This is a genomic window from Streptomyces sp. NPDC085927 (assembly GCF_044540975.1).
GTDB lineage: Bacteria > Actinomycetota > Actinomycetes > Streptomycetales > Streptomycetaceae > Streptomyces > Streptomyces hirsutus.
Genome location: NZ_JBITSN010000002.1, coordinates 123,751 through 149,342, shown reverse-complemented (window position 1 = coordinate 149,342; position 25,592 = coordinate 123,751). Strand labels below are relative to the sequence as shown.

At 73.5% G+C, this 25,592-nt stretch carries 18 protein-coding genes; 12 read left to right on the top strand and 6 right to left on the bottom strand.

Annotated elements, in window-relative coordinates; genetic code table 11:
- The first annotated feature begins 26 nt into the window (after positions 1-26).
- From ACIF80_RS05580 to ACIF80_RS05525, 12 genes are all read left to right on the top strand, one after another.
- On the top strand, positions 27-809 hold the full coding sequence (locus ACIF80_RS05580; protein WP_399799737.1) for a class I SAM-dependent methyltransferase: 783 nt from the start codon (positions 27-29) through the stop codon (positions 807-809).
- Positions 806-5,167, top strand: coding sequence for an alpha-(1->3)-arabinofuranosyltransferase family protein (locus ACIF80_RS05575; RefSeq protein WP_399799734.1), 4,362 nt, complete (start codon positions 806-808; stop codon positions 5,165-5,167). Before ACIF80_RS05580 ends, ACIF80_RS05575 begins: the two co-directional genes overlap by 4 nt.
- Positions 5,164-6,492, top strand: a complete 1,329-nt coding sequence (locus ACIF80_RS05570; protein ID WP_399799732.1) for a condensation protein — start codon at positions 5,164-5,166, stop codon at positions 6,490-6,492. Before ACIF80_RS05575 ends, ACIF80_RS05570 begins: the two co-directional genes overlap by 4 nt.
- Entirely contained in the window at positions 6,489-7,226 is a 738-nt protein-coding gene (locus tag ACIF80_RS05565; protein ID WP_399799730.1) for a methyltransferase domain-containing protein, read from the top strand. Before ACIF80_RS05570 ends, ACIF80_RS05565 begins: the two co-directional genes overlap by 4 nt.
- A 15-nt stretch (positions 7,227-7,241) precedes the next feature.
- A complete protein-coding gene (locus ACIF80_RS05560) occupies positions 7,242-8,186 on the top strand; it encodes a DMT family transporter (protein ID WP_399799727.1) in 945 nt (314 codons plus the stop codon).
- Positions 8,183-8,593, top strand: a complete 411-nt coding sequence (locus ACIF80_RS05555) for a Trm112 family protein (RefSeq protein ID WP_399799724.1) — start codon at positions 8,183-8,185, stop codon at positions 8,591-8,593. Before ACIF80_RS05560 ends, ACIF80_RS05555 begins: the two co-directional genes overlap by 4 nt.
- Positions 8,590-9,435 (top strand): FkbM family methyltransferase, encoded by an 846-nt coding sequence (locus ACIF80_RS05550; protein WP_399799722.1) that lies wholly within the window; start codon positions 8,590-8,592, stop codon positions 9,433-9,435. The genes ACIF80_RS05555 and ACIF80_RS05550 overlap by 4 nt, the downstream gene beginning before the upstream one ends.
- Positions 9,401-10,021 (top strand): hypothetical protein, encoded by a 621-nt coding sequence (locus ACIF80_RS05545; RefSeq protein WP_399799720.1) that lies wholly within the window; start codon positions 9,401-9,403, stop codon positions 10,019-10,021. Before ACIF80_RS05550 ends, ACIF80_RS05545 begins: the two co-directional genes overlap by 35 nt.
- A 286-nt stretch (positions 10,022-10,307) precedes the next feature.
- On the top strand, positions 10,308-11,780 hold the full coding sequence (locus ACIF80_RS05540; RefSeq protein WP_399799717.1) for an acyl-CoA synthetase: 1,473 nt from the start codon (positions 10,308-10,310) through the stop codon (positions 11,778-11,780).
- On the top strand, positions 11,773-13,203 hold the full coding sequence (locus tag ACIF80_RS05535; protein ID WP_399799715.1) for a carboxyl transferase domain-containing protein: 1,431 nt from the start codon (positions 11,773-11,775) through the stop codon (positions 13,201-13,203). The genes ACIF80_RS05540 and ACIF80_RS05535 overlap by 8 nt, the downstream gene beginning before the upstream one ends.
- A 154-nt stretch (positions 13,204-13,357) precedes the next feature.
- Entirely contained in the window at positions 13,358-14,395 is a 1,038-nt protein-coding gene (locus ACIF80_RS05530; protein ID WP_399799711.1) for a rod shape-determining protein, read from the top strand.
- Positions 14,396-14,648: 253 nt separating this feature from the next.
- Positions 14,649-15,398, top strand: a complete 750-nt coding sequence (locus tag ACIF80_RS05525) for an ANTAR domain-containing protein (RefSeq protein WP_399799709.1) — start codon at positions 14,649-14,651, stop codon at positions 15,396-15,398.
- Positions 15,399-15,413: 15 nt separating this feature from the next.
- On the opposite strand, the gene ACIF80_RS05520 is transcribed toward ACIF80_RS05525, so the two are convergent.
- The 6 genes from ACIF80_RS05520 to ACIF80_RS05495 all read right to left on the bottom strand — a co-directional run bounded on the left by ACIF80_RS05520 (position 15,414) and on the right by ACIF80_RS05495 (position 25,078).
- Entirely contained in the window at positions 15,414-16,676 is a 1,263-nt protein-coding gene (locus ACIF80_RS05520) for a beta-ketoacyl-[acyl-carrier-protein] synthase family protein (RefSeq protein ID WP_399799707.1), read from the bottom strand.
- Positions 16,677-16,735: 59 nt separating this feature from the next.
- The gene (locus ACIF80_RS05515; protein ID WP_399799705.1) at positions 16,736-18,118 is read right to left on the bottom strand and encodes a beta-ketoacyl-[acyl-carrier-protein] synthase family protein; all 1,383 of its coding nucleotides are present in this window, start codon (positions 18,116-18,118) and stop codon (positions 16,736-16,738) included.
- Between the two features lie 53 nt (positions 18,119-18,171).
- Positions 18,172-18,639: an SRPBCC family protein gene (locus tag ACIF80_RS05510; RefSeq protein WP_399799703.1), complete on the bottom strand. Its 468-nt coding sequence runs from the start codon at positions 18,637-18,639 to the stop codon at positions 18,172-18,174.
- A complete protein-coding gene (locus ACIF80_RS05505; protein WP_399799701.1) occupies positions 18,636-22,721 on the bottom strand; it encodes an amino acid adenylation domain-containing protein in 4,086 nt (1,361 codons plus the stop codon). The genes ACIF80_RS05510 and ACIF80_RS05505 overlap by 4 nt, the downstream gene beginning before the upstream one ends.
- Positions 22,722-22,738: 17 nt before the next feature.
- Positions 22,739-23,029 carry an acyl carrier protein gene (locus tag ACIF80_RS05500; RefSeq protein WP_399799699.1) on the bottom strand — a complete coding sequence of 97 codons (291 nt, stop codon included), beginning with the start codon at positions 23,027-23,029 and terminating at the stop codon, positions 22,739-22,741.
- A 183-nt stretch (positions 23,030-23,212) separates the two neighbouring features.
- Positions 23,213-25,078, bottom strand: a complete 1,866-nt coding sequence (locus ACIF80_RS05495; protein WP_399799697.1) for an acyl-CoA dehydrogenase — start codon at positions 25,076-25,078, stop codon at positions 23,213-23,215.
- Positions 25,079-25,592 lie beyond the last annotated feature (514 nt).

Here is a 25,592-nt window from a genome sequence, read left to right as displayed (position 1 = left end):
ACGGCGGACGTGTGACTGACAGGAGCATGACTGAGACAGGACCGGGTGGCGCAGTGAACGGCACGGGCAAGGGCGGCGGTACGCCGAAGGACCCCTCCCTGCGCCGTTCCCTCGCCCTCTTCCGCGCCTTCATGGGCGAGCAGGAGGATCCCGACGCCTGTTACACACTGCTCGCCCGGGACGCCGCCGACCAGGTCGAGGCGTACGGCGGGCCCGTGGCGGGCCGCGTCGTGGTCGACGTCGGCGGCGGCAGCGGGCACTTCACCGAGGAGTTCCGCCACCGCGGTGCGGACGCCTTCCTGTTCGAGCCCGATGCGCGGGAGCTGGCCGAGAAGCCGCCCGAGGGGACCGTGGTCGCGGACGGCTACATGCTGCCGCTGTGCGACGGCGCCGCGGACGTGACGTTCTCGTCCAACGTCCTGGAACACGTGGCCGATCCGCAGACCTTCCTCAGTGAGCTGGCCCGGGTGACCAAACCGGGCGGACTCATCTATGTGTCGTTCACCAACTGGTTTTCGCCGTGGGGCGGGCACGAATGGGCCCCGTGGCACTATCTCGGCGCCGAGCGGGCCCGCGCCCGCTACCGGCGCCGTACCGGAAAACCCGCCAAGCACACACTCGGCGAGAACCTCTTCCCGGTACACATCGGCACCACCCTGCGGCAGGTACGGGGCCGCACCGACGTACGCATCGTCTCGGCGCGCTCCCGTTACTGGCCGTTCCTCACCGAGACCGTGGTCAAAGTCCCCGGTCTGCGCGAGTTCGCTACTTGGAACCTCCTCCTCATCCTCCGGCGGTGTCCCGAATGACGTCCACGGTCCAGGCTCCCCCTCCGGAAGCCGTTCCCCGTACCGCAACCGCCGCGGACCCGCCCCGGGGTCCGCGGTCGCGGCGCTGGCTGCTGGGCTTCTGGGCGGTTGTCTTCGCCCTTCTCCTAGTGGTGCAGCCGGGTCGGCAGACCTTCGACACCAAGCTGGGTGTCACCGTCGACCCGGGCCGGTTCCTCTCCGACCTGGGCCAGCTCTGGCAGAGTCAGGGATCGTTCGGCGGGGTCAACAACCAGTACATCGGCTACCTGTGGCCGATGCTGCCGTTCTACTGGGTGGCCGACCTGGTGCAGCTGCCGGTGTGGCTGGCCGAGCGGCTGTGGCTGTCGCTGATCGTGACCGTCGCCTTCTGGGGCGCACTGCGCCTGGCGGAACGACTGCGTGTGGGCAACGGGCCGGCTCGGCTGCTCGCGGCGACGGCGTACGCGTTGTGGCCGCTGTTCACCACGGTGATCGGCTCGACGTCGGCCGCCGCCCTGCCGGGCGCGCTGCTGCCGTGGGTGCTGCTGCCGCTGACGGACGAGCGCTACAGCGCCCGGGTCGTGGCGCTGCGTTCCGCGCTGCTCGTCCCGTTCATGGGCGGGGTCAACGCGGCCTCGACGCTGGCGTCGCTGCTGCCCGTGGGCCTGTACCTGCTGTCCCGGCCGCCGGGCCCGCGCCGGCGCAAGCTGATCGCCTGGTGGGCGCCCGCGGTCGCGGTCGCCACCGCCTGGTGGTGGATACCTCTGCTGCTGCTCGGCGTGTACGGCGAGAACTTCCTGCCCTACGTCGAGACCGCGCAGACCACGACGGACACCATGGCGGCCACCGAGGCGCTGCGCGGCGCCGGCAACTGGGTGGCGTACCTGCACTTCGGTGAGGCATGGCTGCCCGCGGGCTGGACCGTGGCCTCCTCCGTGCTGGTGATCGTCTGCTCGGCGCTGGCGGCCGCTCTGGGCCTCGCCGGTCTGGCCCGGCGGGACCTGCCGGAGCGTCGCTGGCTGGTGCTGACGGTGCTGGTGACGGTGCTGGTGCTGCTCGCCGGCTACGGCGGTGCGTTCGGCGGCCCGTTCCACTCGGTGGTGCAGGGCTGGCTGGACGGCTGGTTGTCGCCGTTCCGCAACATCTACAAGTTCCAGACGGGCCTGGCGCTCGCCCTGGTCCTGGGCCTGGCCCACCTGGTGGGCACGGTCGCGCAGGCGCGGGCGGCCGACGGATCGGTCCGCTCCCGACGGCGGGAGCGGGGCAGGCGCTTCGCGCCCCTGATCGCCGCGGTGCTGGTCCTTCCCGGTCTGATGTGGCCGTACCTCAACGGGTCCATCCTCAGCCCGGGTTCGTTCCAGGAGATCCCCAAGTACTGGCAGGCCACGGCCGACTGGCTGGAGGAGAACTCCCCCGATTCCCGTGCCCTCGTCGTACCGGCCACCGCGCACGGCATCCACACCTGGGGCTCGACCATCGACCAGCCGCTCGACGTGGTCGCCGACTCCCGCTGGGCACAGCGCGACTACGTGCCGTTCGGCACCCCGGGCAACCGGCGTGCCATGGACGCGGTCGAGCAGGCCCTGCTGACCGGCTCCGAAGTCCCGGGCCTCGCGGACTACCTGAGCCGCGCCGGCCTCCACTACGTCGTGGTCCGCAACGACCTCGACCCGGACCAGGTCGGGCAGGTGCCGACCACCACGGTCAAGCGGACCCTGACGCAGTCCGGCTACGAGCGGGTCACCGGACTCGGCCCGGTCTCGACCGGCGGTGTGATCGCGAACGGCACCCCGCTCCAGGTCGAGGGGCTGTACCCGCAGCAGCGGGCGGTGGAGATCTACCGTCCGACCGGCACGGACGTGCAGCGTCCGGGGCAGGCCTCGCTGGCTCCGGTCGCCGACACCGCCGTGGTCTCCGGCGGCCCGGAGGCGCTGCTGCCGCTGGCCGACGAGCTGCGCGGCCGTCCGGCCGTGCTGACCGGCGACGGGCACCCGGGGCTCGGCACCCCGCCGGTGCAGGTGACCGGTGACGGGATGCGGTACGCGGACACCCGGTTCGGCCTGGTCAACTCCAATACGTCGTACACGTACACCCCCGAGGAGCGCAACGCGCCCGACGCGGTGCAGGACGCCGGTGAGAAGCCGCGCCAGATCCTGCCCACGGAGGGCCTGGACCACCAGACGGTGGCCGAACTGCGTGGCGCCCGTTCGGTGTCGGCGTCCTCGTACGGCAACTGGCTGTTCCACCTCCCGCAGTACGACCCGGTGAACGCCTTCGACGGCAGCCCGGACACGGCCTGGACGGAGGGCTCGGCCGGATCGCCGAACGGGCAGTGGCTGCGGATCGGCTTCGACGGCAGCTACGACATGCCGGACTCCTTCGCCGTCACCCCGCTGCCGCAGGACAGTGTGCGAGCGGCCGCGACCAAGGTGCGGGTGGAGACGGAGCGGGGTTCCGAGACCGGCTTCCTCCAGGCGAACGGCACCAAGCAGGAGATCAAGGCGCCCGAGGGCGCGACGCGCTGGATGAAGCTGACGATCGTCGAGTCGGTCTCCCGGCACTCCGGTCTGGGCGGCGCGGGCTTCTCCGAGATCGACCTGCCGGACGTGCAGGTGACCCGGATGCTGCGGCTTCCCACGGACTCGGAGGACTCGACGGCGGCCGCCCAGGTCGTCTCGCTGCACCGCTCGGCCGACCCGACCGGACTGTCCCCCACCGGCACCGAGAACGGACTGCACCGCCAGTTCACCACCAACGCCGCGGGCACGTACGAGATCGCGGCGAGCGCCGTGGCCGTGCCGGGCGAGGGACTGGACCGCCTGCTGTACGAGGTGGCTCCCGACCGGCAGACCCGGATCACCGCAACCGCCGACTCGACCGCCCGCCTCGGCGCGGGCCTGAGCGCGCGCAACCTCACCGACGGCGACCTGACCACCTCCTGGATCGCGGGTGACCGGCCGGTCGTCCGTCTGAGCTGGGAGGGCAAGCAGTCCATCGACGAGATCGTGCTGGGAGCGGCGGGCGGCCTGTCCACCCGGCCGACCGAGGTGCACATCAGCTCCCCGGACGGCGCGGCGATCGCCAATGTCGACGACAACGGCAAGGTCCGTTTCCCGGCGATCACCACGGACCGGCTCGACATCACGATCACCCGTACCGCCCCTCTCACCCTGCACAACCCCGTCGCCGGCGAGGACCTGGACCTGCCGGTGGGCTTGACCGAGGTCTACCTGCCGGCGCTCGAGACGTACCGCACCCCGCAGCCGTCCGCCGACCGGGAGTTCACCCTGGCGTGCGGCAAGGGGCCGGTCCTGTCCGTCGACGGCCAATTCCACGAGACCAGCGTCGAGGGAACGGTCGGCGACCTGGTGGAACGGCGTCCGGTGGAGGTGACGCTCTGCCAGGAAGGCGAAACGAAGACCGCCCTGGAGCTGCCGGCCGGAGAGCACCGGGTCGAGGCCGGTGACGAGGGCCCGCTGACCGTGACCGGCCTGACCCTGACCCGCGGCACCGTGCCGGACGTCTCGGCGTCCGAGCGCGAGCTGGAGGTCCGGGACTGGCTGGGCGATCAGCGCGAGCTGACGGTCGGTTCGGGCGCCGCCTCGTACCTCACCACGTACGAGAACCACAACGAGGGCTGGACGGCCACCCTGAACGGTGAGGAACTGACGCCGCTGCGGCTGGACGGCTGGCAGCAGGGCTGGCAGATCCCCGCCGGCGAGGGCGGCACCGTGAAGCTGTCCTACGGTCCCGCCACCACGTACGACGCCGGGCTGATCGGCGCCGGCGCCGGGATCGCGGTGCTGATCGGGCTGGCGTTGTGGCGCCGCAAGACCGAGAACCCCGACGCCCCGCAGCCCGCGCCGGCGGCGCCCGGACTGTGGCTGGGCGCGGTGGCGCTGACCCTGGTCGGCGTGGTGATCGCGGGCTGGTGGGCGCTGCTGGTCCCGGCACTGGCGCTGCTCGCCTGGCGCAGGGCCGCCCTGCTGGTGCCGGTGGCGCTGGCCGCCCTCGCGGGAGCGGGGATCGTGGCGGCCTTCGGGGCCGGGGAGCCGGCGGGCGCGGGCGAGGGTGCCTTCGGGCACCTGGCCCAGCTGCTGGCGCTGATCGGCCTGTTCGCGGCGCTGGTGAGCCTCGGCGGCCCGGATTCCGGGCGCACGGTCCGGGAGGACGGCTGGGGAACCGGCCGGGCGGACGGGACCGGGACGGACGAGTACGGCCCCGCGGGGTACGACAAGGCCGTGCCGCCCCGGGTGCCGGCGCACTCGGCGGCACCCGGTCAGGAGACGCCCACTCAGGAGATCCCCCGCGTGCGGACAGCGGGCGGCCAGGACGGTCCGGCGGGCGGCGGACCGGCGGAAAGGGGCTCGGCGGGATGACCGCACCCCTGCGTATCCCGTTCCCCGTGGTGGACGAGGTGTCACGGCACTGCGTCCAGGACGAGGAACCGGAGACGGTGCTCATCGAGGTGCACCTCCCCGGGGAACTGGATTCCGGACGCCTGCGCAAGGCGTTCCTGGAAGCGCTGCGCCGGCACCCGCGCATCCTCATGCGCGAGGCCCCCGGTCCCTGGTACCGGCGCCGCTACGAATGGGAACTGACCGACGAGCCCGACGTGGAAACGGTGAGTTTCCCGCCGCCGGGCCCCGGCTCCCTGCAAGACGCCCGGGCCCGGGCCATGGCGGTTGCTCCTTCGCTCACGGCCTCCCCGCCCATCCGCCTCGAGGTGGTGACCGCCCCGGGCTCCACGGAGTCCGGGGCGGGGGGCGGGGCGGACGGCCGCGCGGCCGTCCCGACGGGCACCGCGCTGCTCCTCACCCTCAACCACACGGCACTCGACGGCCCGGCCTGCCTGCGCATCCTGGCCACCGCCGCCGAGATCTACGGCGGCCGGGACAACTCGGCCGCCGCCCCGCCCGTACGGCCGTCCGAGACGCCGCGGGCGGGGGCGCCGGACACGCCCTCCCAGTGGGCTCCGCCCGCCCGGGTGGCCCGCGGCACCCCGGACCCGTACCCGGGTCCCCGGCGCGGCAACGGACTGCTCCACACCGAGCTTCCGTTGCCGCACCGGCCCAAGGGCGCCCCTTACACCGTCAACGACCAGCTCATGGTCGCCACCGCCCTGACGCTCGCCGACTGGAACCGTGAACACGGCGCACCGGCCCGCCCGTTGCGCATCACGATGCCGGTGGACGACCGTCCGCGGGACGCCTCGATGCCCATCGGCAACGGCACCCGCCTGGTCGAGGTGCCCTTCTCCCCCTCCGAGCTGGAAACGGAGGACCTGCCCGGACTGCTGGGCCGCACCGCGCTGCGCACCCGTGCCCTGAAGGCCCTCGTCCGTCCCCAGCTGGGGCACGGCGCGGCCCTGCTGACCTCGCCGTGGGCGCCGGTCGCCGTCCGCGCCGCCCTCACCCGGGGAATCCGCAGGGCGGCGGCGCCCTGGACGTCGACGACGCTGCTCAGCAACATCGGGCGCATCCCGTACCGGATGGACTTCGGAGAGGAGGCCGGGTGCGCGCACGCGGTGTGGTTCTCGGCTCCCGCCCGGATGCCCCGCGGTCTCACCTTCACCACCGCCTCCGTCGCGAGCCGGCTGCACCTGGCCGTGCGCTGGTCCCGTCCGCTGCTGGGGCACGACGACGGCATCCACCTGCGCGACCTGTTCGCGCACCATCTCCACTCCACGGAGGCGACCCCGTGACGACCACCGCGCCCCCGCCCCGCGACCTGCGCGACTTCTACGAGAACCCCGCCGTTCCCGTGGCCTCGGGCCCCTCCCGCAGCCTCCGCCAGGCCCGGATGCTCGCCGGGGCGCTCGGCCCGGCCGGTGCCGGGGGCACGCGGACGATCCTCGACATCGGCTGCGGCGACGGCTCCGCCGCGGCCACCGCCGCCCCCCTCCTGCGGGGCCACCGGCTCGTCGGCGTCGACTGGTCCCAGGACGCCCTGGCACGGGCCCGCACCCGGATGCCGTACGCGGTGCGCGGCGAACTCACCGGCGGAGGGCTGCCGTTCGCGTCCGGATCGGCCGACGCGGTGCTGTTCAGCGAGGTGATCGAGCATCTCGTCGACCCGGACGCGGCCCTGGAGGAGATCCACCGGGTGCTGCGCCCCGGAGGCCATCTGATGCTGTCCACCCCCAATCTGGCCGCCTGGTACAACCGGGCGCTGCTGCTGGCCGGGGTGCAGCCGGTGTTCTCCGAGGTCAGCCTGCGCGGTATCCACGGCAGGCCGGGTTCGGAGGTGGTGGGGCATCTGCGGCTCTACACCGCCCGCGCGCTGCGGGAGTTCGTCGCCGCGTCCGGCTTCACCGTCGTACGCCTCGAAGGCGCTCCGTTCCACGGGGTGCCGCGTCCGCTGCGGATGCTGGACCGGCTGGCCTGCGCCCGGCCGCCGCTCGCGTCGATCCTGCTGCTGCACGCGCGCCGGACCTGAGGGGGACCGGGGACCATGTGGTGGGGAGTAGCCGCTGCCCTGGTGTCGAACGTCCTGTACAGCGGCGGGTTCGTCCTGGAGAAGCGGGCGCTCGCCACCCTGCCCGAAGTAACGGTTCACCGGCCGGCGCGACTGCTGCGGCTGGTGCTCGGCAGCCCGCTGTGGATCGCCGGCGCGCTGTCCCTCGCCGCCGGTTTCGGCGCACAGCTCGCCGTGTACCGGACCCTGCCGATCGCCGCCGCCCAGGGCCTGTTCGTCTCCGGCCTGGTGCTCCTCGTGATGCTGTCGGCGCGGCTGCTCGGCGAGGAGACCACCGGCCGGGAACGGTACGCGCTGGGCGCCATCCTGCTCGCGCTGCTCATGGTGGTGCTGTCGCTGAAGGAGGGCGGCGCGGGCGCCGACACCGTCGGCCGGGACGCGCCGTACCCGCTGATCCTGCTGGTGTGCGTGCCGTCGCTGGCGGCCGGGGTGTGGCTCTACCGGTCCGCGGAGCGCCGTGCCCGGCGCCGGCACCGGATGCCGACCACCGGTGTCGAGTACGGGGTCGCCGTCGGCCTGCTCTACGGCGTCAGCTCGCTCGCCATCAAGGGGGTGTCGAGCCACCTGACGACCAGCGGCATCGGCGACGCGCTGCTCGGCCTGCTGCGCTCCCCCTACCCGTATCTGCTGCTGTTCACCGGCGTGTTCGGCCTGGTGCTGTCGCAGGCGGCGCTCCAGCGCTGCCGGGCCTCGCTGATCGTGCCGGTGTGCACGACCGTGACGTGCCTGTACACGGCGGTGCTCGGCACGCTGTCGTTCGGCGAGGAACTCCCCGACGAACCCCTGCGGCTGGCCCTGCGCGTGGCGGGCACGGTGCTCGCGGTCACCGTGCTGCTGGCCATGCCGAAACACGACACCACCTCACAGCCAAGCACCGAGACCAAGACCGAAACCGAAACCGAGGAGTTGACGCCCCCGTGAAGCCCGACGATCCGCTGCTGAGGATTCTGGCCTGCCCGCTCGACAAGGGCCCGCTGCACCTGCTCCCCGCCGCTGCCGCTGCTTCAGCCTCTGCCTCTGCCTCTGCCTCTGCCTCTGCCTCTGCCGGGAAGGACGGCACAGCGGCGGTGGACGGAGCCGGGGAGGCGCTGTACAACCCGCGCCTGCGCCGCCGCTACCCGATCATCGACGGCATCCCGCAACTGCTCCCGTCCTCCGGCGAGCAGGTCTCGGACGAGGAGCACGAGACACTGCTGGCGCGTGTGTCCGAGGACCACATGACCGCGGGAGACATGTCCGAGGACCACATCGCCGAGGACCCCGTGCCTGAGAACCACATGGCCGGGAACGACATCCGCCGTCCCGGCACCCCGGGGGCGACCACATGACGAAGGACCGTCCCAGGGTCACGCTCGCCGCCCGCGCGGCGTCCGTCCTGCCCACCCGGGTCGTGGCCGCCGCCGCCCGCGCGGTCTACCCGCGCTTCGAGCCCGAGCTGGCCCGGCTCGCCGACCTGTGCCCGCCGGACTGCGGCACGGCGGTCGACGTCGGCGGCTGGTACGGCCCCTGGACGCACCGGCTGGCCCGGCGCGCCCGCCGGGTGGTGACCATTGAGCCGGTCCCCCACCTGGCGCGGCTGCTCGTCTCCGGCGCCCCGCCGAACGTCCGCGTGGTCCGCGCGGCGGCCTCGGACCGCGCCGGGGTCGCCCGGCTGTGGCTGCCGCCGGACGACGGCGGCGACCGGGGGGTGTCCTCCCTGGTCCGCCGGGACATCCACGGCCACGCCCTGGACGTCACCTGCGTCACGCTGGACGAACTGGGCCTGAAGGACGTCGGCTTCATCAAGATCGACGTGGACGGCAACGAGTCGGCGGTGCTGCGCGGCGCCACCGGCATCCTCGCCCGCGACCGCCCGGCGCTCTTCGTGGAACTGGAGTCCCGCATCCAGCCGGTCGCGCCCGTGGTCACCCAGCTGTCCCTGCTGGGCTACGACGGCTGGGTGCTGCCCGGCGACTCCTGGGTCCCGCTGGCCCGTTTCCCCCTGGAGGCCCACCAGGCCAGGGCCTCCTACGTCGTCTCCCACGGTCTGCTCCGCCGCGTCCTGCCGCACGGCGCGCTCAGGGGCCCGCGCTATGTGAACTCGGTGCTGTTCCTCCCGGACGGCCGCCGTCCCGGAACGCCCCCGGTGAGCGACGATGGTTCCCGTGCCTCCCGCGAATCCCCCCGGTAGCCCGTCCGGCCCGTTCACCCCGCTCGACCTCCAGCTCGTCCTGCTGCGCCGCATGGCCGACCACCAGCCCGGCCTGGTCGAGGACGCCCGCCGTGAACTGGGTGTCTCCCTCGCCGGGATGCGCGAGGCGAACAAGCGCTGGCAGGCCATGGTCCGCTCCCCGCGCTCCCGTTCGGCCCGTTCAAGGTACCTCTCCGTCCTCGGTGAGCCGGAGTCCTCGGCCCGGCGCCGGATCGGCGACCTCGACTGCGAGGCACGGCGGTGGCGGCTCCCGCTCTGGCCGGACCTCCGCTTCGAGATCCTCACCGCGCCCGACGGCACCGTCTGGAACGAGTGGCTGGTCCGCGCGCCCGACGCCGACCCGCCCGTCCTGCGCACCGTCGAGGATCTGACGCCCTGGTCCTGCACGGTCGACGAGGCCGCCCGCGCCTTCGCCCCGGCCCGCCCGCTCGAAGGCACCGCCCCCACCCGGTGGGGCCTCGCCTTCGTCGCGCCGGACGCGCGGGGCGGGCGGCACGAGGTGGTCGCCGAGTTCACCTGGGGCCTGCTGCAACGGGTCGCGGTCGGCGAGCCGCCGCCCGGATGATCGCGTCCACCGTCCGGGGCGTCGAACCGGTGTGCAGGACGGTCGAGCGCGAGGCTGCGCGTCGCGGCGGCGGTCTGCCGCACCGGACGCCGGCCACGGGCGTTCGTTCCGACGGTTGATGGTGTACGGAGGAATCGTGGTCGCGCCGGTACCGGCGGTGGTGTGGCGGGTGCCGGCCGTGCCCGGCCGGGGTAGGAGCCCGGTCGGCTCCCGGCTGGAGCCCGGCACCCCGGGAACGACAGCTGTACAGCCCCCATGGTTCCCCGATGGTCAAGGAGTACGACGCGTGTCCTCTCTCTTCCCGGCCCTGACCGACGGCGACGGCCCTGCCGCCGGCCGGCCCGCCCTCCGGTTCGGCGAGCGCTCACTGACGTACGGGGAACTCGCCGCCGCGGCCGGCCCGGTGGCCGGGGCCGTCCGGGAGGCGCGGCGGGTCGCCGTCTGGGCGACCCCGACCCTGGAGACGGCGGTCGCGGTCACCGCGGCGCTGCTCGCCGGGGTGACCGTGGTGCCCCTGAACCCGAAGTCGGGCACCAAGGAGCTCGGCCACATCCTGTCCGACAGCACCCCGGACCTGGTCCTCGCCGCTCCCGGCCAGGACCTCCCGGAGGCCCTGGCCGGCCTGGCCCGCCTGGACGTCGACCCGGCCGTCCGCGCCCCCGGCGCGCTCCCCGGGGACCTCGCCGGGGGCGGCACGGGCGACGAGGACCCGGCCCTGGTCGTCTACACCTCCGGCACCACCGGCCCGCCCAAGGGCGCCGTCATCCCCCGTCGCGCGATCGCCGCCACCCTGGACGCGCTCGCCGACGCCTGGCAGTGGACCGGCGACGACGTCCTCGTCCACGGGCTCCCGCTGTTCCATGTGCACGGGCTGGTCCTGGGCATCCTGGGCCCGCTGCGCCGCGGCGGCTCGGTGCGTCACCTCGGCGGGTTCACCACCGAGGGGGTGACACGGGAGCTGCGCGGCGGCGCGACCATGCTGTTCGGCGTGCCGACGATGTACCACCGCGTCGCGGAGGCGCTGCCCGCCGAGCCGGGGCTGGCCGAGGCGCTGGCCGGGGCGCGGCTGCTGGTGTCGGGGTCGGCGGCGCTGCCCGTGCACGACCACGAGCGGATCGCGGCGGCCACCGGCCGCCGGGTGATCGAGCGGTACGGCATGACGGAGACGCTGATGAACACCAGCGTCCGTGCGGACGGCGAGGCCCGGCCCGGCACCGTGGGCGTGCCGCTGCCGGGCGTGGAGCTGCGGCTGGTGGAGGAGGACGGGTCACCGGTGGCGGCGCACGACGGGGAGACCGTGGGTGAGATCCAGGTCCGCGGCCCGAACCTGTTCACCGAGTACCTGAACCGGCCGGACGCCACCGCGGGCGCCTTCACCGCCGACGGCTGGTTCCGCACCGGTGACATGGCGGTGCGCGACGCCGACGGCTACGTCCGCATCGTCGGCCGCAAGGCCACCGACCTGATCAAGAGCGGGGGTTACAAGATCGGCGCCGGTGAGATCGAGAACGCGCTGCTGGAACACCCCGGTGTCCGGGAGGCCGCGGTGACCGGGGAGCCGGACGCCGACCTGGGCGAGCGGATCGTCGCGTGGGTCGTCCCGGCGGATCCGGGGGCGCCGCCCACCCTCGACGACGTGGCCGGCCATGTCGCCGCCCGCCTGGCCCCGCACAAGCGTCCGCGGGTGCTCCACCACCTCGCCGCACTGCCCCGCAACGACATGGGGAAGATCATGAAGCGCGCGCTGCGCCATGACTGACCGGCTCACCGCGCGCGAGACCGTCGCCCTCGTCGCCGACGACGCGACCTTCGTAGAACTCCCCGACCCCGTACGGGAGTCCGCCGATTCGCCTCCCGACGGCCCGCTCGGCTGGCCGGGCTACGACGCCGCCCGCGCCCGTGCGGCCGAGCGCACCGGTGAACAGGAGTCGGTGGTCTGCGGCACCGCCCTGGTCGAGGGCGTCCGGGCCGTGCTGATCGCCTTCGAGTTCGGCTTCCTCGGCGGCTCCCTCGGCGAACGCACCGGCGACCGGCTGGTGGCGGCGTACGCGCATGCCCGCGCGCACCGGCTGCCGGTGGTCCCGCTGGTCGCCACCGGTGGCAGCCGGATGCAGGAGGGCATGCTCGCCCTCACCCAGCTCCAGCGGGTGGCCCGCGAGTCGGTGCTCACCAGGGAAGCCGGGTCGGCGCAGATCGCGGTGCTCCGGGACCCGACGACGGGCGGCGGCTGGGCCACCCTGGGCGCGGGCGCCGACGTGGTCCTCGCGCTGCCCGGCGCACAGGTCGGCTTCGCCGGCTCACGGGTCCGTCCGGCGGACGCCGACCCGGCGGCGTACACGGCCCGGGCGCAGGTGGCGGCGGGGGCGGCGGACGCCGTGGTCCCGCCGGAGGAGCTGCGCGGCACGCTGGGCCGGTGGCTGCGGCTGCTGACCCGCCCGTCCGACACACCGGCCGCCCCACCGAAGCCGCTGGGCACGGGCGCGGGCGCGAGTACGGGCACAGGTCCGGGCCCGGCCGGCCTCCCGGCCACCGGCTGGGACGCCGTGCGGCGCGCCCGGTCCCTTGAACGCCCGCGCGCAGGGGACTACCTGGACGCCTACTTCACCCACCGCGTCGCGATCAACGGCGACCGCTGCGGCGGCACCGATCCGCAGGGCATGCTCTGCGGCTTCGGCGAGCACGAGGGCCGTACGGTCGCCTACGCCGCACAGACCGGCACGGCGACCCGTCCCGCCGGGTACCGCACCGCCGCCCGGCTGATCCGGCTCGCGGACCGGCTCGGCATCCCGGTGCTGACCCTGGTGGACACCCCGGGCGCGGCCAACGACGCGGAGGCGGAACGGCAGGGGGCGGGGGCGGCCATCGCCGACCTGTTCGCCGCGGTGGCCGCCGCCCGCACCCCGGTCACCACGCTCGTCGTCGGCGAAGGCGGCTCCGGCGGCGCCCTCGCCCTGGCGGCTCCGGGCAACACCTGGGCCGCACCCGACAGTTACTTCTCGGTGATCACCCCGGAACTCGCGGCGGCGATCCTCAAACGCCCCCCGGAGGAGGTGGAGGCCACGGCGGACCAGCTCCGCGTCCGCCCGCAGGACCTGGTGGAGCTGGGCGTCGTACGGGGCATCGTCGGCCACCACGACCAGGAACAGGACCCCGACCCCGGCCACCCTTACGACGACAGGTGAACCGGGGGCCTCCCCGCGGTCCCCGCGCCCCGCCCCCGTTCAGCGGCCCCCCGCCCGGCCCTCCACAAGGGGCGGGGTCCTGTGCGGGCGCGCACGATGGTCATGAGGTCCGCCGCCCGGCGGCCCGCAGGACCGCGCACTCGGGAGGATTGCCGTGACCGCCAGTCTGGAGCAGTTGCGCCGCTGCCACTTCGCCGTCGACCTGGGAGCGGCCCGCACCCGGGTCTACGTCAAGGGTGCCGGTCTCGTCGTCGACCAGCCGTCCGCCGCCGCCGTGAACACCCGTACCGGCGCGCTGATCGCGGTCGGCGAGCTCGCGGAGCGGATGAAGGGGCGGACGCCGAGCTACATCCGTGTCGTACGGCCGGTGTCGGGCGGCACCGTCGTCGACATCGACATGGCGCAGCGCATGCTGCGGCATCTGCTCGGCGACCGGATCCGCCGTACGCTGCGCCGCCGGCCGGGCCTGCGCGCCGCGGCCTGCACGCCGCACGACGCCGATCCGCTGGCCCAGCGCGCCGCGATCGAGACCCTGGTCGGGCTGGGCGCCCGCCGGGTGGAGCTGGTCGACACGCTCATCGCCGCCGCCGTCGGCTGCGGGCTGCCCGTGGAACGTCCCGAGGCGACCATGATCCTGGTGTGCGGGGCGGCGACCACGCAGGTGGCCGTGCTCTCCCTCGGCTCGATCGTGACGGCCGAGCGTATGTCGGTCGGCGGTGACGCCGTGGACAACGCCATCGTCCAGCACCTGCGCCACCAGCACGAGCTGATGCTGCCGAGCCAGTCCGTACGGCCGTTGCAGCTGGCCCTGTCCGGCAACGGGCTCACCCCGCACGGTCCGGAGTCGACGGAGATCCACGGCCGGGACGTCGCCACCGGCCTCGCCCGCTCGGTCAAGGTCGACACGGCGGCCGTGCGGCACGCCATCCAGACCCCGTTGACGGCGGTACTGGACGGGATCGGCAAGGTGCTGCGGGGCTGTCCGCCCGACCTGGTCGCCGACCTCGTCGACCGCGGGATCATGATGGTCGGCGGCAGCGCCCTGCTGCCGGGCCTCGACCAGATGCTGCGGCAGGCGACTGGCATGCCGGTCCACATCGCCGAGCGGCCGGACGTGTGCGCCGTCCAGGGCCTGGGCGCCATGCTGGAGGGCAAGATCGCCCCCCTGGTGCTGAACCCGCTGGCGACCTGAGCCGCCGGGCCGGCCGTACCTGCCCCGCCCCCTGTCCGCTCTGTCCGCCGTACTCGCCCCACCCGCCATACCCGGCCGGAATTCCGGCCGGTTCGACGACAAGGGGTGTAAGGCGCGGCAAACCGGGCAGGCGCACCCGCGAACACTGCATGGACCGCGCACGCTCCCGCATGTACCGCACGCCCTGCCGCCCGGTCCACGGCGACCGAACCGCACGCCCGACGGCCCGCACGCGTACCGACAAGGCGGTGTCATGACCTCCGCGGCCCCACCCCCTTTCCCGGAACGGCCTTTCCCGGAACGACGCGGCACCCTGGTCATCGGTGGGCGCATGGACGCGGACCGGGCGCTGCTCACCCCGCGCGGTGAACTGGTCCACGGCTGCGCGGACACCCTCGCCCGGAAGCTGGCCCGGCTGCCCGCCCGCACGGCCCGCGTCGACCTGGACATGAGCGGGGTGCGTTTCATGGACACGGCGGGACTGCGGTTCCTGGAGGTCCTGCGCGATCACGGCCGCCGGCGGTCGGTGCCGGTCACGGCCACCGGGTGGACCGGTCAGCCGCGCCGCATCCTGGCACTCGTCGGCCTGGACACCACCGACCCGCTGCGCTCTCCCGGCGAGGACCGCGCGCCGGCGCCCGCCGCCGCCCCGGCGGTGGCGGAGGAGCCGGCGAAACGGCCGCCCGTGCGGGAGGAGGAGGCCGAACGGCTCCGGGAGGCCATTGCCGCCCGGCCGGCCGTCGACCGGGCCCGCGGCCTCCTCATGGCCGCCCACGGCTGCGGCTCGGACACCGCCTGGCGCATCCTGCGCGAGGCCTCCCGGCTGTCCGGCGCCCCGCTGCGTACGGTCGCCACGGCGGTGACCGCCGATGCCGGCCGGGCGGACCCCCGCCCTCCGGAGGAGGTGCAAAAGGCCCTGGCCGCGGCCCTCGCCCGCCACCTCCGCCCGCCCCGGGCCGGAACGGACCCGGAGGGGGCGGACCCGGGCACGCCCCACCGGTGAGCGCGCCGAGCGGTGTCACCGGGTCCGGAACGCCAGCACCACGTTGTGGCCGCCGAATCCGAAGGAATTGTTCAGGGCGGCGATCCGCCCCTCGGGCAGCGGACGCGGCTCGTCGCGGACGATGTCCGCGGCCACCCCGGGGTCGAGGGTGTCCAGGTTGACGGTCGGGGGCGCGAGCCGGTCCCGCAGCGCGAGGATCGCGGCGACGGACTCGACCCCGCCGGCCCCGCCCATCAGGTGGCCCGTCATGGACTTGGTGGCGGAGACCGCGAAGCGGTCGGTGTCGTCGCCGAACACCGTGCGCAGCGCGGTGATCTCGGCGACGTCCCCCGTCGGGGTCGAGGTGGCGTGCGCGTTGACGTGCACGATCTCGGCGGGTTTCAGGTCGTTCGCCTCCAGCAGGTTGCTCAGCGCGGCGGCGATGCCGCGGCCCGTCGGCTCGGGCCGGGTGATGTGGTGGCTGTCCGCGGAGAGCCCCTGCCCGACGGCCTCCGCGTACACGCGGGCGCCGCGCCGGGCCGCGTGCTCGGCCGCCTCGAGCACCAGGACGCCCGCGCCCTCGCCCATGACGAAGCCGTCCCGGTCGACGTCGTAGGGGCGGGAGGCCGCCTCCGGGTCGTCGTTGCGCTTGGACATCGCCATCATGTTGCCGAAGGCGGCCATGTTCAGCGAGCAGATGGCCGCCTCGGTGCCGCCCGCGAGGACGATGTCGGCGCGGCCGGTACGGATCATCTCGATGGCGTAGCCGATGCCCTCGGCGCCCGTGGCGCAGGCGCTGACCGGACTGTGCACCCCGGCCCGGGCGTTGACGTCCCGGCCGACGGTGGCCGACGGCGTACTGGCCATCATCATCTGCATCGCGTGCGGGGAGACCCCGCGCGGGCCCTGCTGCTTGAGCATCTCGTACTGGTCGAGCAGCGAGGTCATCCCTCCGATGGCGGAGGCGACGACCACGCCGAGCCGGTCCGGGTCCACCGGGGCGTCCGCGCCGGCCCGGCCGGTGAACCCGGCGTCGGCCCACGCCTCGCGCGCCGCGACGAGGGCGAACTGGGCCGCGCGGTCCAGCTTGCCGGTCTCGGACGCGGGCAGCACCTCCCTCGGCTCCACGGCGGCCTCGGCGGCGATGCGCACCTGGACCTCGCGGGTCCAGTCGTGCCTCAGCGGGCGGACCCCGGAGCGGCCGGCCAGCAGACCCCGCCAGGTGGAGGCGGCGTTCCCGCCGAGTGGTGTGGTGGCACCGAGACCGGTGACGACCACGGTGCGGTCAATCGCTGTCACTGGAACAACTCCACGTCTGGATACGGGTGTTACCGGTGTTGTCGTTACGGGTGTTGGTGTTACGGGTGCCGTCGGGCGGGGACGCCGCGGAAGGTGAGGGCGACGTTGTGCCCGCCGAACCCGGCCGAGTTCTTCACCGCGACGTTCTGCTCGCCCTCCAGCTTCCGCGGGCTGCCGTGCACGATGTCGACCGACAGGTCCTCACCGAGCCGGGTGAAGTTGCGGGTCGGCGGCACGAGGCCGTGGTACAGGGAGAGGACGGTGGCGATCGACTCGATCGCGCCGGCCGCGCCCAGGCTGTGCCCGGTCATCGACTTGTTCGCCGAGACCGCGGGCCCCCGGTCGGCGTCCCCGAACACGGCCCGGATGCCGTGTCCCTCGGCCGCGTCGCCGGGGAGCGTGGCCGTGCCGTTGGCGTTCAGGTGGACCACCTCCTCGGGCCGGGCCCCCGCGTCGGCGAGCGAGTCCCGGATGGCCCTGGCGGTGCCGGCCCCGGCCGGGTCGGGCTGCACCATGTCGTAGGCGTCCGAGGAACTGCCCACGCCGGCGAGTTCGGCGTAGATCCGCGCGCCGCGCTCCCGTGCGTGCTCCTCGGACTCCAGGACGAGGATGCCCGACCCCTCGCCGAGCACCATTCCGTCGCGGTCCGCGTCGTACGGGCGGGACGCCGAGGCCGGGTCGTCCAGTCGCTTCGACAGGGCCCGCATCGACCCGAACGAGGCGAGGACCAGCGGGTGCAGTGGCGCCTCGGTGCCGCCGGCCACGACGACGTCCACCTCGCCGCGGCGGATCAGCTCGGCCGCGGTGGCCAGCGCCTGCGTCCCGGAGGAGCAGGCGTTGACCGTGGCGTGCACCCCCGCCCGCGCGTTCACCAGCAGGGCGACGGCGGCCGCGGAGCCGTTGCCCATGGACATCGGCACCGTCAGCGGGGGCACCCGGTTCCAGCCCCGGCTCTTGAGCACCTCCCAGCCGCTGATCATCGCGTTCATGTCGCCCAGGGCGGCCGACACGACCACGGCCACCCGGCGCGGCTCCGCCGGGGCGCCGTCGAGGCCGGCGTCGTTCCAGGCCTCCGCGGCGGCCGTCACCGCGAGCTGGGCGGAACGGCTCAGCCGGCGGCGCTGCTTGTGCTCGAGCGCGGGTCCCGGTTCGGTCTTCACCCGCCCGCCGAGCGCCGGGGGCATGTCCTTCGTCCAGTCCTCGCCGTCCAGCAGCCGGATGCCGTTCTCGCCGCGGAGCAACGCGTCCCAGGTGGTGGCCACGTCACCGCCGAGCGCGGTGGTGGTGCCGACACCGGTGACGACGGCCTTCGGGCGCGGCCGGCCCGCGGACTGCGGCGTGTGCGCGTACGTGTGCGTGTTCTCGTGCTGTGGTGTGGCCCCGTACTCGGATGTGATCCCGTACGGGGGTGTGATCCCGTGCTGAGGGGTTTCCCCTGGCATGACTTCTCCTGTCAGGACGCGGGTGTGATCGTGCGGGCGCGCCGGGACCCGGGTCAGGACGACCGGGGCCGCTCCGCCTGCGCGAGCCGGTCGGCGAGCCGGCCGGAGTCCTTCTTGACCTGGCTGACCAGCACCTTGCGCAGCAGGGATTTCGGCATGATCCCGAAGTAGTCCCCGGGCTCGACGTCGAACGTCCAGTGCACGCCGGTGGTGCCGTCCGGGCGTTCGGTGTAGTCGTAGGTGCCGGTGTAGCCGAACGGCCCGTCCACCACGTGGAACCGGGACCGGTGGCCCGGCTCGTACTCGGTGATGTCGACGGTGAAGGTCATCCGCTTGCCGATCAGCGCGAAGGTGATCTCGTACCGGCAGCCCTCGCGCGCGGCCCCGTTGAGCAGCTTCGTGTCCACGCAGCCGGCCTGCCACTCGGGGTCGCGGGCGGGGTCGGACAGCCAGGCGAAGGCCTCCTTCGGCGGCACCGGAAGGTCGAACTCGTACTCGGCCCTGAGGGATGCGGTGTTCATCGCTGGTGTGCTCCCATGTGCGGTGCGATCGCCTCGGCGGCGACGGCGGCGTGCGGCGGATACATGACGGAGTTGTGGTCGCCCTGGACGTCGACGACCCGGAGCGATCCCTTGATCAGCGTGTCCCAGCCGAGCTCCGGCCCGTAGTCGACGGGTTCGTCCACGGCGCGGAGCAGCAGGAGGTCGAGGTCGTTCGGCTCGGGCAGGTAGGTCTGCAGGGCGATGCCGTTGGCGAGGTACGCCTCGAAGTAGCGCAGGATCTGGTCGCGGTCCGCGTCCTCGGCGAGGACGCCGATGGCGGCGGCCCGGGCCAGGATGTGGTCGAACGCGGCGTCGCCGCCGCGTTCCCGCAGGTCCTCCGCGGGGATGTCGAGACTCTTCCCGTAGGGCACCGCGAGGTCCCGCGCGAACCACGACAGGATCGTCGCGTCGTCCGCGGTCTCCGGGATGTTCTCCTCGATCGGGGCGCGGCTGTCGATGGCGGCGAGGAGTTCGATCTCCTCACCGGCGGCACGCAGTTGCCCGGCCACCTCGTAGGCGATCACCCCGCCGAAGCACCAGCCGCCGAGGGCGTACGGCCCGGTGGGCTGGATCTCCCTGAGGTACTCGATGTACCGGGCGGCCATCCCCTCGACGCTCACCTCGGCCTCGCCCGTGCTCTCGATACCGGGTGCCTCCACCGCCAGGACCGCGCGGCCCGGGGGCAGGTGGCGGGTCAGCTCGACGTAGCAGAAGACGGTGCCGCCGAAGGGGTGGAACAGGAACAGCGGCCTGCTTCCCTCCTCCCCCTCGCGCAGGGTGACGACCGGGACGCGGGAGGTCTCCTGGCCGCCGTGCCGCACGGTCGTGGCCAGTTCGGCGATGGTGCCCTGCCGCAGCAGCTCGGAGATCGGGATCTCCACGTCCCATTCCTCGCGGATGGCGGCGCTGAGCCGCACGGCGAGCAGCGAATGACCGCCCACGTCGAAGAAGTTGTCGTGCACGCCGACCTCGGGGATGCCGAGGATCTCCGTCCACATGCGGGCCAGCGTGATCTCCGTGGCGTCGCGCGGTTTCTCGAAGACGGCGTCCGAGGTGACCTCGGGCTCCGGCAGCCGGTTGCGGTCGATCTTCTTGTTGGCGGTCAGCGGGAGTTCGTCCAGGACGACGAGGATGCCCGGGACCATGTACGGGGGCAGCGACACGGCCGCCGCCTTCTTGATCTCGGACGTACTCGGTCCGGTACCGGTACCGGGCTCGGGCACCACGTAGCCGACGAGCCGGTCGTCGCGGACCACCACGACGGCCGTGGAGACGCCGTCCACCGCCTGCAGCACGGCCTCGACCTCGGCGAGTTCGATGCGGTAGCCGCGCAGCTTGACCTGGTTGTCGAGGCGGCCGTGGTGCAGCAGCCGGCCGTCGCTGGTCCAGCGGGCCCGGTCGCCGGTGCGGTACAGCCGCTGCCGCGGGGCGGCGGGCAGCCCGGTGACGAACCGTTCCCCGGTCAGCTCGGGCCGGTCCCAGTATCCGGCGGCGAGGCCCGCGCCGCCGATCCACAGCTCGCCGGGGAAGCCCGGTTCGACGGCGCGTCCCCGCGGATCCAGCACGTACAGCTGCGTGTTGGCGAGGGGGCGGCCGATGTCGATGCCGGCGGCGGGGTCGACCGGCCCCTCGGTGGACCAGATGGTCGTCTCGGTCGGCCCGTACACGTTGCGCAGGCTCGCCACCCGGCCGGACAGGAACTCGGCCAGTTCCAGAGGCAGTTCCTCGCCGCCGCAGAGCACGTTCAGCCGCGGTGATCCGTTCCAGCCGGCGTCGCGCAGCATGCGCCACGAGGTGGGGGTGGCCTGCATCCAGGTCGCGCCGGACTCCTCGATCCGGACCGCGAGCCGGGCGCCGTCGGCGGCCGTGTCGCTGTCGCACACGATCACGCGCCCGCCGGCCACCAGGGGCATGAACAGTTCCAGCCCGGCGATGTCGAACGAGACCGTGGTGACGGCGAGCAGACTGTCGTCGGCGCCGAACCCGGTGGTCTCGCGCATCGACAGCAGCAGGTTGACCAGGGCGCGGTGCCCGATCGCCACGCCCTTGGGGCGGCCGGTGGAACCGGAGGTGTAGAGGATGTACGCCAGCCCTCTGCCGTCCGGGCCCGTCCCCTTCCCGCCCGCCCCCTCCGCGTTCGTCCCCTCCGTGCCCGCCCCCTCCGCGTTCGTCCCCTCTGTGCCCGTCCCCTCTGTGCCCGTCCCCTCCGTGCCTGTCCCTTCCGGGCTCCCGGCGCCGGTGACGCCCGCCGCCAGGTCGTCCAGGCGCAGCACGGGGAGTCCGAGTCCGGGCAGCGTGTTCTCCCCCGTGCCGCGCTCACCGAGCAGCAGCCGTGCGCGGGAGTCCTCGGCCATGTAGGCGAGCCGCTCCACCGGCAGTTTGGGGTCCAGGGGCACGTAGGCGGCGTCGGCCTCCAGCACGCCGAGCAGGGCGGCCACCAGCGGGGCCCCGCGTTCCGCCATCACCGCGACCCGGTCGCCCGCGGTGATGCCCGCGGTGCGCAGGGCCGCCGCGACCTCCTCGGTCCGCTCCAGCAGCCGCGCGTAGCTCCACTCCTCGCCGTCGGCGACCAGGGCGGTCGCGTCGGGGGTGCGCCGGACCTGCTCCCGGAAGAGGTCCGGGAGCCTGGCGTCGGGCAGCGCGCGTACGGGGCCGGAGCCCTGGGCGGCGAGCCGCGCCGACTGGCGTTCGTCGCCCCGGGCGAGGCTGTGCAGGGGGACGTCCGGCTGCCGGACCAGGCTCTCCACGGTCGCGACGAAGGCGGCGGCCAGGTCGCGGGCCGTGCCCGGTTCGAAGAGGTCGGTGTTGTAGCGCAGGACACCCGCGAAGGCGCCGTCCCGCTCCCCGCCCATCTCGACCCACAGGTCCGTCTGGCCCTCCTGCTGCGGCACCGGGTAGGGCCGCAGGGTGGCTCCGGCGACGTCCAGTTCGGCGGTCCGGTCCGGGTCCAGCAGGAAGAAGGCGTCCATGTCGGTGAGGAACGGCAGCCGGTCCCAGGCGAATCCGGCCTGGTACAGCGGGGTCCGGCTCGGGTCGCGGGGCGGCGCGAGTTCCCGGACCAGCCAGGGGAACGGCAGTTCCTGGGCCCGCATCGCCTCGAGCACCCGGGCCCGCACGGAGGCGAGCACCTCCCGGTACGTCGCGGTCTCCTCGACCTCGCCGCGTACGACGACGGTGTTGACGAAGTTGCCGAGCGCGTCGCGGTACCGGCGCTGCAGTCTGCCGGAGGTCGGGGTGCCGACCAGGACGTCGGACTGGCCGCTCAGCCGGCTCAGCAGCACGAAGTAGGCGGACAGCAGCACCATGTACGGCGTCGCCGCGGCCTCGCGCGCCAACTCCCCTACGGCGTCGGTCGCTTCGACCGACAGGGCGAACGGTACCGAGCCGCCCTCGTACGTCGGGGCCGGCGGCCTGGGCCGGTCGCCGTACAGGTCGAGGCCGGGAGGGGCGTCGGCGAGCCGTGCCGCCTCGTCGGCGGCCAGCGCGGCGGCCTTCCCGCCGGCCAGGAAGGTCCGCTGCTGCTCGGCGTAGGACGCGAAGGCACCGCCGTCCAGGGTGAACTGCCCCTGCGTTCCCTCCAGCCGGGCGCGGACCTCGCCGAGCAGCAGGGCCAGTGACCAGAAGTCGGCGGCGGCGTGGTGCAGCACGGCCGCGAACACCCAGGTGCGCTCGGCGGTCCGGTACAGGTGGACGCGCCACAGCGGCGGCCGGGACAGGTCGAACGGTGTGCGGGTGTCGGTCCTGACCCGGTCCCGCAGCGCCTTGGGGTCCATGCCGCGGGCGTCGGTGTGCCGGATGTCGAGCGGCACGGACTCCTGGACCCGCTGCGCCGGCCCGTTCTCGCCGGGCCGGAAGCAGACGCGTAAGGCGTCGTGTTCGGCCATCAGGTCACGGAGGATCGCCTCGGTCCGGTGGCCGAGTCCGGCGTCGGCGGTGACCTCGGCGCCGAACACGATGTGGTAGGCGGAGCACTGGGGGTCGGTCTCGTGGATGAACCAGAGGCCGGCCTGCTGCGCGTTGACGGGCGGCGGTACGGCAGCCGCCGGGGATGCGGTGGTCATGGGGGTCCCGGTCGTCATCACTGGCCGTCCGCGGTGGCCGGGACGGGCACGGTGTTCATCAGGTTCCAGAGCGCCTCGGAGAGGCTGTCGACCGTCGGGTGGTCCCACAGCAGGTCCACCGGCAGGTCGGAGAGCCCGCAGGCGTCCTCGATCTCCATGCCGACGGCGAGCGCCGCCATGGAGTCGAGGCCGTACGAGGTGAACGGCTGGTCGGTGGCCAGTTCGGCGGCGGGTACGCCGGCCTCGGCGGCGACCGCCTGGGCGAGGACGCGCTTCACGTCGTCGAGCGTCATGTCGGTGGTGTTCATCGCAGGTCGGAACCTTCCGGTGTGCAGGTGTGCAGGTGTGCAGGTGAGCCGGTGAGCCGGTGAGCCGGTGAGCAGGTGATCAGGTGTGCCGGTGATCAGGCGATCAGGCGGATCGTGGGACGGGTGGTCGGGTGGTCGGGTGGTCGGGTGGTCGGGCCGATCGTTCGGCGGGCGGGCGCCGGGTCAGGCGGCGGAGGCCGGCCGGTCCGCGCCGTGGCGCGCCTCGCGCGCGCCCGGGGCGGCCTGGCGCATGGTCCTGAGGGAGAAGAACTCGTGCTTCTCGCGCTGGGAGTTCATGCGGTCGAAGAGGGTGCGGGCGGTGTGGGGGTCGAGGTCGCCGACCTCGTACTGGTGGACCTGCTCACGGGCCAGGGCGGCCTCGAGCCAGGCCCCGTCGGCGAAGAACGCGTCGAGGTGGTCCCGGTTGTGGAGCCAGATCCCGAGGGCGGCGACCTTGGCGTGCAGGGCGCACAGGTCCTCCGCCAGCCTCATCAGCCGCGGCGGGGTGGTCTTGGCGGAGGCCGGCGGCGCTGCCGCCGGTGCCCTGCGCAGGTCGTGGAAACGCGCGTAGAGCGCGTCGAGCCGTGCGCGCAGCTCCTCGGCCCGGGTCCGCAGTGCGGTGAGCCGTTCCTCGTCGCAGCCGGCGTCGGGTGCGAGGCCGGCGAGACGGCCGATGAGGGCGGGGAGGCTAGCGAAGGTCGCGTCCCGGCCGCGGCCGAACACGCTCACCCGGGCCGGCTCGAACGGGGGCAGTTCGGCCCGCAGGTCGTACAGCGTGCTCCAGTCCTCGTCGCGGGGCCGCTCGTGGGACTTGGCGAGGGCGGCCAGTTGCTGGGTGATGCTGTCCAGGCAGACCGGTTCGCTGCCGTCGAAGACGGACACGACGGCGCCGTCGCGGAGCATCTTCTGGAAGATGCCGACGTGTTCCGCCGCCCGCATGTAGTACCGGGCGCCCAGCGTGCGGGCGAGCGCCTTGCCGGCGAAGTCGACGAGGCGGGCCACCTGGACCTTGGCGGCGTTGCCCCAGACGCTGAACTCCTCGGTGTACAGATGCAGTCCGCGCATCGCGACCAGGCTCTCGCACTCGGCGACCAGCAGGCTCAGGTAGGCGTTGGCGAGGGACTCGGTGACGTACGGGATCTCGCTCGCCGGCCCGTCGTACAGGGTCCGGCCGGAGAGGAAGCCGCCCACCGTCCGCAGCATGGTGTCGCCCGTGCCGAGGGACAGGCCGGTGCACAGGGTGCGGGTGATCAGCAGGCCGCGCAAGGACAGTTCGAGCCCTTCTCCCTCGGCGCCCAGCCGGGCGGAGGCGTCCACCCGGGCGTCGTCGAAGGAGACTCCGCTGATGTCGCATCCGCGCAGGCCGTACGTGGGGACGCGGGGTACGCCGGTCACCTCGCCGGAGACGACACGCGACCGGTCCACGAGGAACATGGACTGCTTGCGCTTGGCCGGCACGCCGTCGTCGCCCGTGGTGCCGAGGAGCACCACATGGGTCGAGGTCCGGCCCCGGTTGATGGGCCATTTCTCGCCGGTGAGGACGTACTGTCCGGCGTCCGGGGTGGCCACCAGTTCGTTGGCGGCCAGGTCGGCGCCGTGGCCGGGCTCCGAGTAGGCCAGGCAGGGGACGACCCCTCCGCGCAGCACCGTGCTCGCCCACTGGGCACGCTGCCCGGCGTCGCCGCCGATCCAGGCGAGCATCATCCAGATCTGGGTGCTCTCGCTCACGGCCACGTTCATGTCGCGGCGGGCGATCACACGGGTGAGCATCAGCAGTTCCTCGGTGCTCCGGAGGTCTCCGCCCAGCCAGTCGGGCACGAAGTACCGGTGAAATCCGAAGGCCCGCACCCGGTCGATTCCGTCGGCCGGCAATTCCTCACGTTCGTCGAGCTCCAGGCTCCGGGCGAAGGACAGGGAGTTCATCTCCACATCGGGGTCACCCAGCCACTCCTCCAACGCCTCGGCCGGTGCGGCAGCATCGACCGGGTGCTTTTCCGGTTCATCGGAGAGAACGCCTGCAAGCTGCTTTTCGGACACGAATTCGCGCATGGAGCACTCCATTTCAGCGCATGACAAAGACGAAATCGGCACCGGCCGGTCCTTTCCACGGAATAAGCCAGGGGTCGACCGGCGACTTCCGATGGATTCGGCCGTGCGGGAACGGCCCGGAGCGGCGCGCGGCACGGCGTTGTGCCGCGGCACCGGCTCGGACGGAAAGGGCACCGCCGTCCGGACCACACAGGGGCGCCGGACGCGGACACCAGAAAAAGGGCAGGTCACCGACGTCGGTCAGACGTCGGCACCGGCGTCATCTACGGCAACAGCCGAACAGAATGCGGTTCACTCGAACGTCCCCCGTGACGTATGTGTGTGTCTCGGCGGGAGCCGGCCGGAACCCCGTCCGGTCGGCCCTCCCCAAGATCTCCCCCGTAGTGGTTGCACATTCGACAACCTGTCGCCGCCATGGGCGGCTTCGCTCTACGTCAGGACTCTAACATTCACAAGCCTTGGCGGTTTGTGATGCCCATCACTATTTTACGCTCCCTTTGCGCGAATATTCGAT